Annotated in this window: 17 protein-coding genes; 7 read left to right on the forward strand and 10 right to left on the reverse strand. The window is 63.6% G+C overall.

Annotated elements, in window-relative coordinates; translation table 11 throughout:
- Positions 1-176: 176 nt before the first annotated feature.
- From ACODNH_RS07950 to ACODNH_RS07960, 3 genes are all read left to right on the forward strand, one after another.
- Complete coding sequence (locus ACODNH_RS07950; RefSeq protein ID WP_306709039.1) at positions 177-1,037, forward strand: sulfurtransferase; 861 nt, start codon at positions 177-179, stop codon at positions 1,035-1,037.
- A gap of 161 nt (positions 1,038-1,198) precedes the next feature.
- Positions 1,199-1,504 (forward strand): hypothetical protein, encoded by a 306-nt coding sequence (locus tag ACODNH_RS07955; protein ID WP_306709041.1) that lies wholly within the window; start codon positions 1,199-1,201, stop codon positions 1,502-1,504.
- 408 nt (positions 1,505-1,912) lie between these two features.
- Positions 1,913-3,148 carry an MBL fold metallo-hydrolase gene (locus ACODNH_RS07960; protein WP_306709043.1) on the forward strand — a complete coding sequence of 412 codons (1,236 nt, stop codon included), beginning with the start codon at positions 1,913-1,915 and terminating at the stop codon, positions 3,146-3,148.
- Positions 3,149-3,176: 28 nt separating this feature from the next.
- On the opposite strand, the gene ACODNH_RS07965 is transcribed toward ACODNH_RS07960, so the two are convergent.
- Positions 3,177-3,356: a ribbon-helix-helix protein, CopG family gene (locus tag ACODNH_RS07965; protein ID WP_306709046.1), complete on the reverse strand. Its 180-nt coding sequence runs from the start codon at positions 3,354-3,356 to the stop codon at positions 3,177-3,179.
- 17 nt (positions 3,357-3,373) lie between these two features.
- Between ACODNH_RS07965 and ACODNH_RS07970 the strand changes: the two genes are divergently transcribed.
- Together ACODNH_RS07970 and ACODNH_RS07975 are read left to right on the forward strand one after the other, a co-directional pair.
- Positions 3,374-4,741 carry a hypothetical protein gene (locus ACODNH_RS07970; RefSeq protein ID WP_306709047.1) on the forward strand — a complete coding sequence of 456 codons (1,368 nt, stop codon included), beginning with the start codon at positions 3,374-3,376 and terminating at the stop codon, positions 4,739-4,741.
- Between the two features lie 59 nt (positions 4,742-4,800).
- Positions 4,801-5,103: a cupin domain-containing protein gene (locus ACODNH_RS07975; RefSeq protein WP_306709048.1), complete on the forward strand. Its 303-nt coding sequence runs from the start codon at positions 4,801-4,803 to the stop codon at positions 5,101-5,103.
- Positions 5,104-5,108: 5 nt separating this feature from the next.
- Here the strand turns inward: ACODNH_RS07975 and ACODNH_RS07980 are convergent, their stop codons facing one another.
- The 3 genes from ACODNH_RS07980 to ACODNH_RS07990 all read right to left on the reverse strand — a co-directional run bounded on the left by ACODNH_RS07980 (position 5,109) and on the right by ACODNH_RS07990 (position 8,028).
- Entirely contained in the window at positions 5,109-5,888 is a 780-nt protein-coding gene (locus ACODNH_RS07980; RefSeq protein WP_434531232.1) for a hypothetical protein, read from the reverse strand.
- A gap of 39 nt (positions 5,889-5,927) precedes the next feature.
- A complete protein-coding gene (locus ACODNH_RS07985) occupies positions 5,928-7,004 on the reverse strand; it encodes a CNNM domain-containing protein (RefSeq protein WP_306709054.1) in 1,077 nt (358 codons plus the stop codon).
- 82 nt (positions 7,005-7,086) lie between these two features.
- Positions 7,087-8,028, reverse strand: a complete 942-nt coding sequence (locus ACODNH_RS07990; RefSeq protein ID WP_306709056.1) for an oxidoreductase — start codon at positions 8,026-8,028, stop codon at positions 7,087-7,089.
- Positions 8,029-8,113: 85 nt separating this feature from the next.
- On the opposite strand from ACODNH_RS07990, the gene ACODNH_RS07995 reads away from it, so the two are divergent.
- On the forward strand, positions 8,114-8,368 hold the full coding sequence (locus ACODNH_RS07995; RefSeq protein ID WP_306709058.1) for a glutaredoxin family protein: 255 nt from the start codon (positions 8,114-8,116) through the stop codon (positions 8,366-8,368).
- A 107-nt stretch (positions 8,369-8,475) separates the two neighbouring features.
- A complete protein-coding gene (locus ACODNH_RS08000; RefSeq protein WP_306709060.1) occupies positions 8,476-8,772 on the forward strand; it encodes a hypothetical protein in 297 nt (98 codons plus the stop codon).
- 82 nt (positions 8,773-8,854) lie between these two features.
- Here ACODNH_RS08000 and thiE read toward each other — a convergent pair whose 3' ends face one another.
- Genes thiE through pstC form a run of 6 tightly spaced genes read right to left on the reverse strand, consistent with a single transcriptional unit; the run spans position 8,855 to position 15,984 of the window.
- On the reverse strand, positions 8,855-9,490 hold the full coding sequence (thiE, locus tag ACODNH_RS08005) for a thiamine phosphate synthase (RefSeq protein WP_306709062.1): 636 nt from the start codon (positions 9,488-9,490) through the stop codon (positions 8,855-8,857).
- Positions 9,491-9,532: 42 nt separating this feature from the next.
- Complete coding sequence (locus tag ACODNH_RS08010; RefSeq protein ID WP_434531233.1) at positions 9,533-10,594, reverse strand: PhoU domain-containing protein; 1,062 nt, start codon at positions 10,592-10,594, stop codon at positions 9,533-9,535.
- A gap of 2 nt (positions 10,595-10,596) precedes the next feature.
- Positions 10,597-11,274 (reverse strand): phosphate signaling complex protein PhoU, encoded by a 678-nt coding sequence (gene phoU / locus ACODNH_RS08015; RefSeq protein WP_306709066.1) that lies wholly within the window; start codon positions 11,272-11,274, stop codon positions 10,597-10,599.
- Positions 11,275-11,277: 3 nt separating this feature from the next.
- On the reverse strand, positions 11,278-12,219 hold the full coding sequence (gene pstB / locus ACODNH_RS08020) for a phosphate ABC transporter ATP-binding protein PstB (protein WP_306709068.1): 942 nt from the start codon (positions 12,217-12,219) through the stop codon (positions 11,278-11,280).
- Entirely contained in the window at positions 12,212-14,866 is a 2,655-nt protein-coding gene (gene pstA / locus ACODNH_RS08025; RefSeq protein WP_434531234.1) for a phosphate ABC transporter permease PstA, read from the reverse strand. The genes pstB and pstA overlap by 8 nt, the downstream gene beginning before the upstream one ends.
- Positions 14,863-15,984 carry a phosphate ABC transporter permease subunit PstC gene (pstC, locus tag ACODNH_RS08030; RefSeq protein ID WP_306709072.1) on the reverse strand — a complete coding sequence of 374 codons (1,122 nt, stop codon included), beginning with the start codon at positions 15,982-15,984 and terminating at the stop codon, positions 14,863-14,865. The genes pstA and pstC overlap by 4 nt, the downstream gene beginning before the upstream one ends.
- Positions 15,985-16,027: the final 43 nt, after the last annotated feature.

Genomic DNA, 16,027 nt, shown 5'->3' on the forward strand with positions numbered 1-16,027 from the left:
GCGGCCTGACTCACATCCGGACATGGCACGCCATGGCTCCTGCCTGCTGGGCGGCCGAAGGACTGACTTTCTATCTACAGCAGTGAAGGCAATATATGCCGGCACGGTGGATGAGTGGCCGAACATGCCGAAAGTCGTGGTAATATATGTCTGGTAGACTTACGCTTCGATGCATTATGACTGACTACGCTAACGACGTGCTCGTCTCGGCCGACTGGGTCAGCGAGCATCTGGACGAGTTCCAGAGCGACGACCCAGCTCACCGACTGGTAGAGGTGGACGTCGACACGGAACTGTACGACGAGAGCCACGCGCCCGGCGCGCTCGGCTTCAACTGGGAGACGGACCTTCAGGACCAGACCACCCGTGACATCCTCGACAAGGATGACTTTGAGGACCTGCTCGGTGCCCACGGCATCAGCGAGGACTCGACAGTCGTTCTCTACGGTGACAACTCCAACTGGTTCGCCGCGTACACATATTGGCAGTTCAAGTATTACGGCCACGACGACGTGAAGCTCCTCGACGGCGGCCGCGAGTACTGGGTCGAGAACGACTACGAACTCACCGACGAAGTGCCCGAGTTCTCCGAAGTCGACTACGAGGCCGCCGGCCCGCGCGAGTCCATCCGTGCCTACCGAGAGGATGTTGAGAACGCCATCGAGCGCGAACTACCGCTCGTCGACGTTCGCTCGCCCGAAGAGTTCTCCGGCGAAATCCTTGCACCTCCTGGACTCCAAGAGACCGCACAGCGCGGCGGCCACGTGCCCGGCGCACAGAACATCTCTTGGGCGGCCGTCACCAACGACGACGGGACGTTCAAGGACTACGACGAACTCGAAGAGCTTTACGCCGAGTACGGTATTGACGGCGACTCCACGACAGTCGCATACTGCCGCATCGGTGAGCGTTCCTCTGTCGCCTGGTTCGCCCTGCACGAACTGCTGGGCTACGACGACACCATCAACTACGACGGCTCCTGGACCGAATGGGGCAATCTAGTTGGTGCGCCTATTGAGAAGGGCGAGGCTGAGTAAGCGACAGCGCACGAAGCCTCGAATCGAAGCGGGACGCTTTACTTTCTGATTTTTGTGGCGCTGTTCGAGAACGAGAGCGCCGCTGAGCCAGACGTCCGCGCCGAACAATCAGTTGCCGACCTCGGAATACAGCAGTGTTCCCAACCGTACATTCAAGTCAGATGCGGGTCCTACACCCGGGTGTGGACCGAACGGAACTCGAACGGGAACTCCGCGACGCTTTCGACGCCGATCCGGACATCGTCACGGTTGTCGCCAGACAGGCGCGAGACCTCTCGGAGTCGGACCAGTTCGTGACCGACTTCGGGGCGGAACTAACCGTTGAGGATGTCGTCGATAACCTCGCGGACGCGCCCGACGATTATCAACTCGCCGAGCGATGGAACTGGTGGCTGGGTGCACTTGACCTCTCACACGGCGGTTACGCGCGGTTTAGCGTGCGACAGGACATCGACAAAACGTCCTGACCTGTCGCTGGCGGATTTTTGTGTACGAAAAACGACGCGACGCCAGTCAGTGTACGCTAAGCCCGTGTGCCTCTCGTGCGTGTTCGAGGAGTTCCTCCGTTGTGTCAAACTCCTCACCGCAACTGCACGTGTGGTACGTCGTCGGGGATTGCTGGCGTGTCGCCATGACAGATAGATAATGAGCCCCGAGTATAATAATTGTTTATGCTAGCGTGATAACACTGCCCAGTCGACGTGTTATCTGTACACAATACTGGAAGCGAAAGTAGCTCCCTGACGATTCATAGCCACTGAGAGTCCAGATATCGTCATATTCTGGTTCAAACGTATTCTGGCTATCAAGCGGTCGACGACACGGTTCGGTGGGAACCGACGAACGGAAACGGACAGGCCGCTTCCGTCCTGATAATGGATGTGCAGTTTCTCGGCGGGGCGGGTGAGATCGGTCGAAGCGCCGTCCTCATCGACGAGTCGCTACTGCTGGATTTCGGGATGCTGACTGACTCACCGCCACAGTTCCCGGTGCGGACGCCGTCGCCGGACGCCGTCGTCGTTTCGCACGGCCACCTCGACCACGTCGGAAACATCCCAGCGCTGGTGTCGGGCGACGCGCGGCCGCCGATTCACTGGACGCCGCCGACGTACGAACTGGCGATGACGCTCGCACGGGACACGCTCAAACTCCACGGCGGGACGGTCAACTGTCCCTTTACCGAGACCAACGTCAGGCGGGTGACGCAGGTGTCGGAGACGCACGGCTACCGCGAGTCGTTCGAGGCTGCCGGCTACGAGGTCACGTTCTACAACGCCGGCCACATCCCGGGAAGCGCACACGTTCTCGTCGACGATGGCGACGCCAGACTGCTGTACACGGGCGATTTCCACACCGACGACCAGCGTCTCGTCTCTGGAACAACGGCCCGCCCGGACGCGGATGCGATTATCTGCGAGAGCACGTATTCCGATGTTGACCACGAGTCACGAGAGACAGTCGAGGGGCGGTTCGTCGAAAGCGTCGAAACGACGCTCTGGGAGGGCGGGACCGTCGTCGTGCCCGCCTTTGCCATCGGACGAACGCAGGAGATGTTGCTCGTCTGTGAGGCACACGACATCCCGTGTTACGTCGACGGAATGGGGAAGCAAGTGACCGAGATGCTCGGGCAGTACCCCGAGTTCGTCCGCGATGCGGACGCGCTCCAGCGGGCAAAGTCACACGCCCGGTTCGTCACGGGCAAAGACGGCCAGCGCAAGCGTATCACCGACCAGAAGGCGGCAATCGTCACCACCAGCGGGATGCTCTCTGGCGGCCCGGCGATGACGTACATTCCGGAAATCCGCGGCAATCCGATGAACAAAATCACGATGACCGGGTATCAGGTCGAGGGGACGCCGGGACGGGACCTGCTGGAGACGGGGAGTGCCGAGATAGACGGCCGGATTATGCCGGTCAGCGCACGAGTCGAGCAGTACGACTTTTCAGCACACGCCGACCGAGACGGGCTGTTTGCGTATCTCGATAGCTACCGTGACACGCCGGTACTCGTGAACCACGGCGACCGCTGTGAGGCCTTCGCAACCACGCTGCGGGCGGACGGCTACGACGCGACAGCGCCCGAGCTAGGCGCAACCGTCGCCATCCAGTAGGCAGTTACATCTGCGACCGCGGCTCCGCTCAGTTAGTCTCATCCGCATCCTCGGCAGCACGCTGTTTCAGCCACTCGTCAAGCAGGTCGCGGACCGCAGCGTCCCGGTTGTCGCGGTGGTCGGCGAACGCCTTGTCGTCAATCGCGTCAAGCAACTCCTCGTCCAGTTCGACCTCAATCGATTCAAGGTCGAGAAACGCTTCGTCCATTGATTACGGGGAGTTGGATGGCCAGAGAAATATATCCTCGTCAGACAACCGTCGGTCAGTCGCGTGACAGGGGCGGCGAGAGCGAGGAACTCCAGGAGAGTGTCAGGAAACCGCCGTGCTTTGATTACGACTCATGGCGTATCCGCGCGGTGATGGGTTCGCTACAGTCTCTGATCGGCCCCCACCGACTCGACGCTCTCGGCGCGTGGGCGGTAACGGGAATTCTCACGGGTAGTGTCGGACGGTTCGCGGCCGGTGGCGAGTTTGATTGGGCAGTGCTCACGGCGTTCCTCGTCGCTATCGCAGTCACGGTTCCGATCGCCACGCAGGACCTCGAAACGACGGTGCCCGCGGAGTTGCTCGGACTGGTCGCGGTGCCGGTACTCGTTCGGGCGTTCGGTGGCCTCCCACAGATCACGCCGTTCCTCGTGATCGCTGGGATCGCACTGTTGTTGGCTGTCGTCCTCGATGCGTGTACCTCACTGACGATGACGCCACGGTTCGCAACGGTGTTCGTTGTCATCGTGACAATGGCCGTTGCAGGCGTCTGGGCGGTCGGTATCTATGCGACTGACACGCTACTGGGAACCACGTTTCTCGATGGACAGACAGAGCTGATGTGGGATCTCGTCACTGCGGCGGCCGCCGGTATCGTCGCCGGCGTCGTGTTCGAACTGTACTTCGAGCGGTCAGCACGTATTGCCCGACTGCGCGTCTCAGGATCTGATCTATCGGAGTTTGACCAAACGGGAGCGTCTCTTCCCGGAGACGATCAGCGCCATCGTCTCGCGGTCCGGGCGCTACAGGCTGTGCTCGGTGTAATAGCTGCATTCGCACTCGCACAGGGCAACGTAACGCTGTTCGTCAACAGCGGCGGCCCGCTGGCGATAACGTTCCTGCCAGCGCTGTTCCGCCGGGAGTACGGCTACGCAACGAACACTGGTCTTGTGCTGTGGATCACAGTGGCATCGACGCTGCACGCGGCCGGCGCGTTCGAACTGTACGAAGCGGTTGGCTGGTACGACAGTCTGGCCCATGCCGTCTCAGCGTCGCTCGTGGCCGGCGTGGGATACGCGATCGCACGAGCGGTCGAACGCCACTCCGGGGCGGTTGATTTCAACAGGGAGTTCCGAGCGACCTTCGTCGTCCTGTTCGTCCTCGCTGTGGGTTTCGGCTGGGAGATCCTTGAGTTCGCCAGCGGCGGTATTGCGTCGATCATCGGCGGCGAGGCGGTCCTCGCCCAGTACGGGACGAGCGACATCGTGAACGACCTCGTGTTCAACACGGTCGGCGCACTCATCGTCGCTGGCTGGAGTACCGCTCATTTCGAGGGGCTTGCAGCCCGGCTCACCGGGCGGGTCGGGAGTCTCGCGGGCAGAGAGTGAGTCGTGTGAGACCGGTCCATCGACGAAAGCGACTCGGTTGCACGGCCGGACAGGCAGATATGGAACAGACGCGTCTCGAGTTCGGCCGCTACTTCGAGGTCGCCATGGAGACTGACGAGGCACAGGTCGCGGAGATGACTGTCGAGCCCGGCCGGTCCGTCGGCGGGCCGGAGAACTATCATGAGGACAGCGACCAGTGGCTGTTCGTGGCCAGCGGTACCGGCGTCGTTACCGTCGATGGTGACACCCACCGCATTGACGCTGGCGACCTCGTCCGCATCGAGGCCGGTGAACGCCACAGCATCGAAAACGACGGGGACGGGCCGCTGGAGACGGTCAACTTCTACACGCCGCCGCAATAACCGTCTCAGGTTCCCGTCCCGTCGTTCGGAGTGGACAGTTCGTAGCAGGTGCCGTCCCGGATGACAAATCCCGCATCCGACGCTGCGAGTGTCTGAGCTGGGTCATCAGTGACAGTCGACGCCGCATCCGGCTGGAGGGTCGCGTCGAGTGCCTCAACTTGGGCGGCGTCGAGTGACAGCGGTTCGAGCGTTACACATCGGTTGCCGTCCGTCGGTTCGACCGAATACCTGACTACGGTGGGCTTGTCGGCGGTGTCCTCCAGCGAGAACACGTAGTACGACCCGTTGTAGGCGTACACCGAGCTGTTTGGCTCGAAGCCGCCCTTATCGGAGTCATAGCGGTGCTTTCCCGCTGCAATCGCGTCGACAGCGGTGCGCCGGTGGCTGCCCGGAAGGTCGGCCACGCGAACCGTTGACTCGTTCCCGGGGTTGTCGACTTCGCTCACGCTGTACTCTTTGACGTACCCGACGGACCCGCTGGTCCGCTCGACGACCGCGTACGTCGTCCCGTCGAACGCGAAGCAGTCGAACTGATGAAGCACATGCGCCCACCCGTGGTCCGTTACGGCTGCCGAGGCGTCGCGGGTAGCAGCTATAAGTTCTGTAGTCGTCTCCGAAAAGATGCCGACGGTCGCTGTGTGGGGCACTGCCGCGGCGTCGACAGGTGACAATACTACTGGGGCTGGCGTCGCTGTGGCTTCCTGCGACGACGGGTCGCTGAGTCCGGAACAGCCGGTAACGAGCGTACAGGCAACGGTACCGATGACGGTCCGGCGGGAGGGCATAGCCGTCGGTTGCCGGCCGACCGGTAAATGCTTTCAGCGTCAGGCGACGCCGGCCTCGGCGTCCATTGGGTCCTGAATGTCGCCGACGACCTCTTCGAGCAGGTCGGTGACCGTGACCAGCCCGACGACTTCGCCGTCCGCAAGGACGAACGCGAGTTCCTGGCGCTCGGCCTGGAACTGGTCGATGGCATCGCTAACAGTCGTCTCCGGCGACATCGTCATCGGCGGCGAGGCGACGGCTTCGAGGTCGATACGGTCAAGCAGGCCGCCGTCGCCGGCCTGTTCCTCGCGCTCGTCGACGAGCGCGGGGATGTAGACGATGCCAAGGAAATCTTCGAGCGCCTCGCCGACGAGCGGGTAGCGGGTGTGTGGCGTCTCGGCGATCCGCTCGGCGTTGGTCGCGTCGTCGTCGGTCGGGGATAGCGCAACGATGTCTTCCCGTGGGACCATCACCTCGCTGACTTCGCGGTCACCGACGCGGAACGCGGAGAGGACCTCCTCGCGGCGTTCATCGGATACGTCGCCGCGGTCTAGAACGGAGCCGAGTTCGTTTCGCAGCTCGCCCCGGGACTCGATGCTATCGACTTCAGCTTCGAGCCACGCGCCGGACATTTCGACACCGAACAGCCCTAGTGTCCACTTGGCGATCCCGTCACCGACGGCGATAATCGGCGAGATGAGCATGGCGAAGTAGTACAGCGGCGTCGCGCCGTACCGACAGACGAACTTCGCGCGCTCAACGCCGAGATACGTCGGCGTCTGCTCACCGTGGGTAAGGTGGACGAGGTTGATAAGGAGGAAAGCGATAGCACCACCGAGGCCGACCCCAGCCAGGACCGACGACTCAAAGTAGGGCTCAAAGATGGCCGCGAGCGCCGGCTCGGCGATGATACCGACGGCGATACTGGAGGCGGTGATACCGACCTGACAGCTCGTCAGATAGATCTCCAAGTCGTCAGTCATCTCCCAGGCACGCCGGAGGCCGGGTTCGTCGAACTCCGATTCGTCGTACTGTCTGGCTCTTGTCAACGCGAACTCGATAGCGACGAAGAAGCCGTTCGCGAGGATCAGGGCAAGTCCTGCAAGCAGCCTGACCGAGATTTCGACTGGTTGCATGTGCCGGCGGGATTCACGGTCCGGCGGGGAAAAAGTGGGGATTACAGGCTCCGTCCTCTCGCGGCAGCACTGTCGACCGTCCTCAGGTGCGCTCGAAGTCGTACTCGACGCCAGTGAGGTCGGTCGAGACCGCCCAGAGCCGCTCAGCGGTTTCCTCGTCCTGTGAAGCGGCGTTTGACTGCTGGAACTCGGGGGAGCCGCGCATATCGAACAGGCCGCCGGGCCCGACGTACTCCCCGCCGATAACATCCTCGGCGGTGGCGGCGTACAGCATCGGTAGCGCACCCTGTGCAGCGGACTGTGCGAGCACAGCATTGGCAACGCCCATAGCCGCGGTTCGCAGTGTCGACCCCATCTCCCGCGGCCCGCGGAACTGGAGGTCGGTGTCGGCGTAGCCGGGGTGGCAGGCGACGCTTAGCACGTCGTCCCAACCATGGTTACCCAGACGCCGCTGGAGTTCGTAGGCGAAGAGGAGGTTCGCGAGCTTACTCTGGCCGTAGGCCGACCACTTCCCGTAGGAGCGCTCACGCTGCAGGTCGTCGAAATCGATCTCGCCCATCTCGTGCGCGCCGCTGGACTGCGTGACGATTCGGGATTCACCGTCGGCAGCCCCGAGCAGGTCGAGCAGGTGCCCAGTCAGTGCGAAGTGGCCCAGATGGTTGACGCCGAACTGCGTCTCGAAGCCGTCGGCCGTCTCGCTCCGGGGAATCGCCATGACGCCGGCGTTGTTACAGAGGATGTCGACAGCGTCGTAGTCGTCCCGGAGGCTGTCGGCGAACGAGGCGATGTTCGACAGGTCGGCCAAGTCACACTCTCGGACATCGAGCGTTGCGTTCGGAACGGCCTCGCGGATCTCCGCGGCGGCCGATTCACCGCGTTCGACGCTCCGGCAGGCCATCACTACCGTCGCGCCTCTGCGAGCGAACGCCTTCGAGCCTTCGAGTCCCAGCCCGCTGTTCGCGCCAGTCACGACCACGGTTCGGTCCGTCAGCGGGGGCATATCTTCGATAGTCCAGCCTGTCATTGGCCCGGTTACGGGCGCGAGACACTGAAACCTATCGCCGGCCAGAGAGTGAGAGTCTTATGCCGTCGTCCCCGTGTTTCCAGTGATGAGCGACGTACCGGTCACCGTCTACACGCGGGAGGACTGCCATCTCTGTGAGGAGGCCATCGAGACAATCGAGCGGGTCGCCGACGACGAGGGGACCGCCATCGAGCTGGACCTCGTCGACGTCGACGAAGATCCCGACCTCCGCGAGGAGTACGGCGAGCGCGTGCCCTACGTCTTCGTCAACGGGTCGCCGGCGTTCAAGTACCACGTCACTGAGCGACAGTTGCGCGAGAAACTGCAGCAGTCGGCGTAGCCACAGGACATCGGACCCACCCAGAACCGTTCGCTGTCGGGACCGGGTCGGCGCTATTGGGCAAGTACCAGTGCTGTTTATTATTTCTCGATGAGAATACGTCGGCGATGCCCTCCAGTATCAGTGAGACGCTCTTTAGTGAGCCGTCCGGACGCCCGATTACACTCGTCCACGCCGCCGGTGCACTCATCTTCGCCGGCCTGTATCTCTACGGCTGGGTTGTGGACGGGTCTCCAGTTACCTGGCTGCTCGTCATGGTGATCGGGACAGGAATGGCTGGCATTGCCGAAGCGCTGCCGGCAAGTCGGCGGCAAACGGCCGGTGTCCTCCGCTCCGTGGCGATTCTCGTGTTGCTCTGTCTCGTCGTTGCCTCCGTCGTTGCGCCCGAGTTCATCGTTGGCTGACCGCTGTGCTGTGTCGGGAGTGTCGCCCCCTTTCGCTGGGCTAGTTCAGGAGTGTGCGCACAGTCGCCGACGGCTGCCGGGGCTACTGACTGCGTTCGACTGCGTGTCGCAATGCGTCAGCCGCTGCCGCCGGGTCGTCGGCCGTCGTAATCTCGGTGATAACAGCCACACCGTCGGCCCCGGCATCAACGACCTCGGCGGCGTTCTCGGTCGTAATGCCACCGATACCGACAAGGGGAATGTCCACTGCCTCGGCGATAGCAGCGACGCGGTCGGTGCCGACGGCGTACTCCTCGTCGTCGATGTCGTCTTTCGAGCCAGTGGCATACACCGCACCAACGCCGAGGTAGTCCGCACCAGCCGCCGCCGCTTCCCGGGCGTCTTCAACGGTCGAAACCGAGCGCCCGATGACCGCATCGTCACCGAGGATATCCCGGGCAACAGAAACGGGGAGGTCGTCGTCGCCGAGGTGGACCCCGTCGGCGTCGATGGCCTGTGCGATGTCGACACGGTCGTTAACGACGAACGTGACGCCAGCCTCGCGGGTCAGTTCCCGCAGTTCCTGCCCGAGTTCGTAGCGTTCGTGTGCGGTCCGGTTTTTCTCGCGGAGCTGGACGACACCGGCACCGCCGTCAATCGCGTCCGCGACGATTTCGTCGGTTGTCCGGCCCGCCGAAAGCGACGCCTGCGTGACGAGATACACGTCCCAATCGATCATAGCGGATCTCGGAGCCGATGGCCCTTGTGTGCTGTGCGTTCGTCAGGACTCTGTTTCGGCTGTTGAACTCGTCGTGTCCGCTTCGTCAGTGCCGGTTTCGGAAGCCGTGAGCGCGCCGTCGCGGACGGCCATCCGGAGACCGAACTCGGCAATATTGCCGCCGTGTTCAGCTGTTCTGGCAAGGCTATCGAGGGCTCGGGTGAGGCGGTAGTCGGCGTCGCCCGATTCGAACAGCTGGCGGTCAAGGCTCGTTATCTGCTGGCGTACGGCCCGGCGCGTAGCCAGTGTCTGTCGGGCGGTGTCGACACAGGCGTCGCCAATGATCACTCGGACAGCGTCCTCGACGACAGTGCGAACGTCCTGAGCGATATCTTCGAGGGCAGTGACGATGGAACCGGTTGGCTGGCCGTCGAGTTGGTCGGCGATGGTGCCGATGCGTTCGGCGTGGTCAGCCACGCGTTCGAGTTCGTTCGCGGTTCCCCAGAGGGTGAACAGTTCGGGACGGGTCAGCCCGAGCGAATCGATCTCGTCGAGCCGTGCCAGTCCCCGCTCGAAGTAGCGGTCGATCATGGCGTACAGCCGGTCGGCCTGCTCGTCACGGTCACCCCACCGGTCGCTGGTCGTCCCGGTCGTCAGCGCGGCCATCGCGTCCCGGTGCATCGACAGGGCGACGAACTGGAGCTGGCGGACCGATTGCCTGACGGACACCTCGCCAGCGTCAAGCAACGTCTGGACCGTGACTTGCGTTTCGGTCTCCTCAGCGATAGTGACGCCGCTCAGGTTCCGGGTGACGCGTTCGATGGCCCGGTGTTGCTCGTCGCTGTAGCCGTCGGGGACTTCGAGGACGACGGACTCGACTCCGGCAGCGTAGGCCGCTCGCAACAACTGCTCTATTTCGGCCGGGTCGTCGTTGCCGACTTCTAGGGTGACGTGGTTCCGCGGCGTGGTCCGGGACTCGGGTGTCTGAATCACGAGTAGCCCGTCAATATGCGTGTGGAGGTTCACCGCCGTCCCGGCCGTACAGTTCTCCGATTCGGCCCACTCTTTCGGCAGCGAAACGGTGTATGTGCCGCCGCCGACGGTCTGTATCTTTCGGGTTTCCATGGTTAATAGATGAGTTCCGAGTCGGTTTCGACCATGTACAGCGTGCGTGCCGCAACGTTGACAGCGTGGTCGCCCACGCGTTCGAGGTCTCGAACCGTCAGCAGGAGCCGGGAAACGTCATCGAGTAGCTGCTCGACCGCCCAGCCGTCGTTCGTGTCGGCCTCTCGTTCGATGAGGTCCCGAGCGACGGTCTCGCTGGCCCGCTGGCAGAGCGCGTCGAGCGCGTCGTCGTCAGCCGCGATAGCGCGGCATTCCTCGACATCTTCCCGCCGATAGGCGTCGATACTGCGCTCGACCATCTCGATGGCTTCGCAGCCGATGGTATCGACGTCAACCTCGGGAGCGAGTCGACGATTAGCCGACTGTGCGTACGCTGCGAGGTTCGTGGCAAGGTCCGCAATGCGTTCGAGGTCGGTGATAATCTTGAACGAGGCGGCGACAAAGCGGAGGTCGGTCGCGACCGGCTGCTGGAGGGCAAAGAGGTCGATACAGTCGGCTTCGAGGGCCAGATACAGCTCGTTTATATCGTCGTCGCCGTCGATGACAGACTGCGCCATCTCCCGGTCGACGGTCCGGAGCGCAGTGAGCGCCGCTTCGAGCCGCTCAACAACGAGGTCGCCCATCTCGACCACGTGCTCCCGGAGTTCGTCCAGCAGTTGCTGGTACGACTCTCGTGACATGGGTTACCCGAACTTGCCGGTGATGTAGTCCTCAACGCGCTGGCTCTCGGGGTTCTCGAAGATTTTGTCCGTGTCGTCGTACTCGACCAGCTCGCCGCCGGTAAGGAACACGGCAGTCTGGTCGGAGATGCGGGCAGCCTGCTGCATATTATGGGTGACAATGACGACGGTGTAGTCCTTCGACAGTTCCTCGACGAGGTCCTCGATTTTTGACGTGGCGATGGGGTCAAGCGCCGACGCCGGCTCGTCCATCAGGATGACCTCGGGGTCGACGGCCAGGCAGCGGGCGATACAGAGCCGCTGTTGCTGGCCGCCCGAGAGGCCGAGTGCGTTGTCATCGAGACGGTCGCTGACCTCGTCCCACAGGGCGGCCTGTTTTAGTGAGCGCTCGACGAGTTCGCCCTCCTGCTCCGTGTCGTCGCGGCCGAACAAACGCGCGAGCAGGCCCTTGTTGATGTCGCCGTGCTTGCGGGGACCGTACGAGATGTTTTCCCGGATGGATTTCGGGAACGGGTTCGGCGACTGGAACACCATCCCGATACGTTTGCGCAGCTCGACGAGGTTGGCGTTGGGGTCGTAAATCTCGGTGCCCTCGAGTTCGACCGAGCCGTCGATGCGGGCGGCCTTGATTCGGTCGTTCATGCGGTTCAGGCACCGCAGATACGTCGACTTGCCACATCCGGACGGGCCGATGAGTGCCGTGACACTGTTTTCCGGGATCTCCATCGAGACGTCCTTGAGCGCGTGGTCGTCGCCGTACCACACGTCGAGGTTATCGACTGAGAGTTTCGTGTCACCATCGAACTCGTAGTGCCGCCACTCCTCGCGGACCTGCTCTTCGCTCTCACCGGCCGTTGTTTCAGCACTTGGCGATGCGGTTTCGACCGTCCGTCCGCCGTTCGTTTGCGTGTCCGTGCTCGGCTCCGTGTTGATGCTATCACTCATAGTTGAGTTTCCTCCGGAAGTACGTCCGCGCCGTGATACCGACTGCGTAGAACGTCAGGACGACCATCAGCAAAATAAACGCCGTCGCCCACCCCATCTGTGGCGACCCCGACACCCCGGCCGCGATGACGGCCCACACCTGCGTCGGTAACGACGCTGAGGCCGTCAGCAAGGCGTCGTTGGCGATGAATGGTGGCCCCGAGACGAAACGGAAACCGCCAATGACATCGACGGCAGCCGTCGCGTTCAGCGTCGACCCCAGCACGAGAATGAGCGGGGCGGTCTCACCGGCGATGCGGCCGACGCCGAGGATGACGCCGGTGATGACGCCCGGCATCGCCGCCGGCAGAACGACGCTCTTGATTGTCTCCCACTGGGTTACACCCAGCGCCGCGCTGGCGTCACGGTACTCGTCGGGGACAGCCTTGATCGACTCCCGCGAAGTGATGAGCACCAGCGGCAGGAGCATGAACCCAAGCACCAGCATCCCGGCCAGCAGGGACTCGTCACCGCCCAGCCGCGGGATCAGGAACGCGGCCCCGAACAGGCCGAAGACGATGCTCGGCGTGCTCCAGAGCGCGTTCGTCGCGATTTCGACGAGCGCGGTGAACTGGCCCTGCTCGGCGTACTCGGTGAGGAACACCGCGGCACCGACACCCAGCGGGACCGCGAACAGCGTCGCGCCGACGACCAGCCACACCGTGCCGATGATGGCAGGCATGATGCCACCGGGCTCGGCCCCCAGCGGGATGTAGGCCTCCATCACCATCGGCCACGAGAGGCTCCCCTCGTTGGCGATGGAGACGCCGAGAACGTTGAACGACGTGCCGGTAACGGCCACGTGCAGGCCCACCAGCGCGGTGAAGCCGGCCGTGCCGACGAGGCCGAGTCGCGTCTCCTCGGTCAGGAGCCGACGGGTGATCGTCGCCTCGCTGGACCGCTTTGCGACGGTCGTGAGCGTCGCCAGTGCGAGCGAAGCGACAGCGGCCCCGAGAGCGACCGCAGGCACGAGGTTCACCGGGCCGACCTGTGGATTGATGCCGGCAACTGGCTGGAGCAGCAGTGCGGCCAGCAGCAGCCCGAGACCGCCGAACACCCCCAGCGTGAACAGCGGTGCCTCGGACTGTGCGCTCTCCGCCAACGTCGGCCCGTCGCTGGCGAGCACGCCGACGAGCGGGTAGACCGCGAGGCCGCCTGCGACGGCCGACCCGGCGGCGACGGCGGCGAATCCGAGCGTCTCGCCGAGCGGCAGGCCGAACGGAGCCGGGCCGAACACGAGGAAGAAGCCGATGAGCGCGATTATCGCGAGAACCGCGGTCGGGACAGCCTGTCGGATCGAGTCGGTTCGCTCGGACTGTGACCCGACCTTTCGGAGCGAACCGAACGAGCGGAAGAAGATGACCGCGAGCAGCGCCGCCGGTGCGATCAGCAGTAGCGTTCCGATTGTCGTGTCGGGCGTCACCGTGAATGCCGTCTCGAGTGCCTGCCCCTGTCGGTTGACCTGAACAGTGTAGGCATAGGAGTAACGCAGCGGGGACCCAGTGATGAGGACACTCGCAAACATCGCGGCAAGCGCGCCGACTGCCGCCAGTGGGAGGACCCGGAATAGCTGTCGAGCGCCGCTGTTCCAGTCATTCGTGCCCGCAGGTGTGCGAGCGAACTGGACCGCGGCGAGGAGGGCTGGCGTCAGGAGGACCAGTGCGGTAAGCGCGCCAATCGAGAGTCCGTGGAAGGCGTATCCGACGCCTTTGACGGTCACGAACACGACAATTGTCGCCATCACGGCCACCATCAGGAAGGCGTTGAGGTTGATGACGAGGAAGGCCCCGTACTCGCGGCCCCGAGCGCCGAACCCGGCCCGGCACTTGGCGGCCGACCAGGCCGACAGGAGCGTCCCGACCAAGAGGAACACGGGGATGACTGCACCGCCGGTGAAACCACCGGAGAGCGTCTGCGAGTTCCACTGCCAGCCGACGCCGATGGTGCCGGTCACGATTGTCAGTCCGAGCGCGCCGACGACGATAGCCGTTGGGAGCGTCGAACCGAGGTCCTCACGGGGGAGAATCGCCAGCAGGAACAGCCCGACGCCGGCGACGACGGCCCCGACGAGCCACAGCAGTGAGCCGGCACCGGTGAGCGCACCACCGACGGCGGCCCCCATAGCCAGGCCGATTGCGCCGAGCGCGCTGCCGGAGAGCAGCCCGGCGCTCATGTTCGGCTCCGTGTCCACGAGTTCGAGCCGGGAAGAGACACCAGCAGCAGTGATCGCCAGCGCTTCGGCCAGCAATACGATTCCAAGCAGTGTCGCCATCGTCACAGGGAGGGCCGCGGCAAGCGCGGTCAACGCAAGCGTCGAGACGACGAGGCCCAGCCCGATGCCGCGCACTCGCTGAGAGGTGACCGGAACGACGTTGGTGTAGGAAGCAAGGCCGGTGATGCCGACCGCTCCGACGACGACAGCAAGTAGCGTCCCGAGCGCCGTGGTGAGGGTACTGCCGCTGGCACCGGGCGGGACAAGATTCACGAGCGTGACGAGCCCGAGCGTGAAGCCGACGACGCTCAGCGCGATCGCCGTATCGAGTCCTCGGTCGTAGCTGTTCGAATCCGCACTGACAAGTCGGTCCGTGGTCGCGTACGCGTCACTCATTGTTGCCCCTTCAGTTTCCGCTGCATACGTCGCTCAATGTACTGCGAGACGATGCTCATCCCGGCGACGATGACGAACAGCATGACGCCGGCGACGAACAGCACGTCGACGGTACTCTCGGAGGCGCTCCCGTACTGGGTCGCAATCAGGCTGGTCAGCGTTGCGTTCGCGTCGAAGATGTCGAACAGTGGGTCGGCGAACTGCGTTCCCGAGGCCATGATCGCGGCGACGGCCATCGTCTCACCGATGGCTCGACCCAGACCGAGAATGACGGCCGCGGAGATACCCGAGAACGCCGCCGGGATGGAGATGCTCTTCATCGTCTGCCACTCGGTTGCGCCCATGGCGACGGAACCGTCACCCATCGACTGAGGGACGCTGGAGAGAGCGTCCTCGCCGACGGAGACGACCGTCGGCAGCGCCATCACGCCCACGACGATCCCCGCGATGAGGAAGCTCGCCCCGTCATCGAGGAAGTTCGTCTGGATGAAGCCGTTCAACACCTGGAAGCCGATGAACCCGTAGACGATGGAGGGGATGCCGGCCAGGATCTCCACGCCGGGCTTGATGAGCTCCCGCAGGCGGTCGCTGGCGACCTCGGCGATGAACAGCGCGCCGAACAGGCCGAGCGGCCCCGCCACCGCACCCGCGATGACGGTGACGACCACCGTCGCCCAGATCATCGGTATCAGCGAGTAGGCCCCGCTGAGGGGGTTCCAGTACGTCGGATCAGACGGCAGGACGGTTTCGAGCCAAAAGAACCAGCGGGCCGCTCCGCCCTGTTCTGGGATCAACAGTAGTCCGAGCCCACGTTCGAGAAACGCCGGCAGTGCACTTGCGAACAGGAAGAACGTGATGAACGCGACGGTCAACACCGTTAGCACCGTCGCGATCAGCGTGAGTAGACGTGCAACCTCAGCCTGATAGGTGACCCAGCCAACCGCCGTAACGAACACGAACGCCAGCAGCATGGGCAACGCCAGGGCCGGCCGAAACAGGAAGACGAGAATCGTCGCCACCAGCGTCGTCGCTATCGTACCGACAGCGAGCGTTGACCCGTCAACTCTGTCTCCGCTTGACACCGCCTCGCCCTCCGTCGTAGGTATGTCTTCTGTCATAGTATGGAAAATCGACCGACACGGTCGATAATCGTCAGATCGG

The organism is Haloarcula sp. NS06 (assembly GCF_051122755.1).
In the GTDB taxonomy this organism is placed as follows: Archaea; Halobacteriota; Halobacteria; order Halobacteriales; family Haloarculaceae; genus Haloarcula.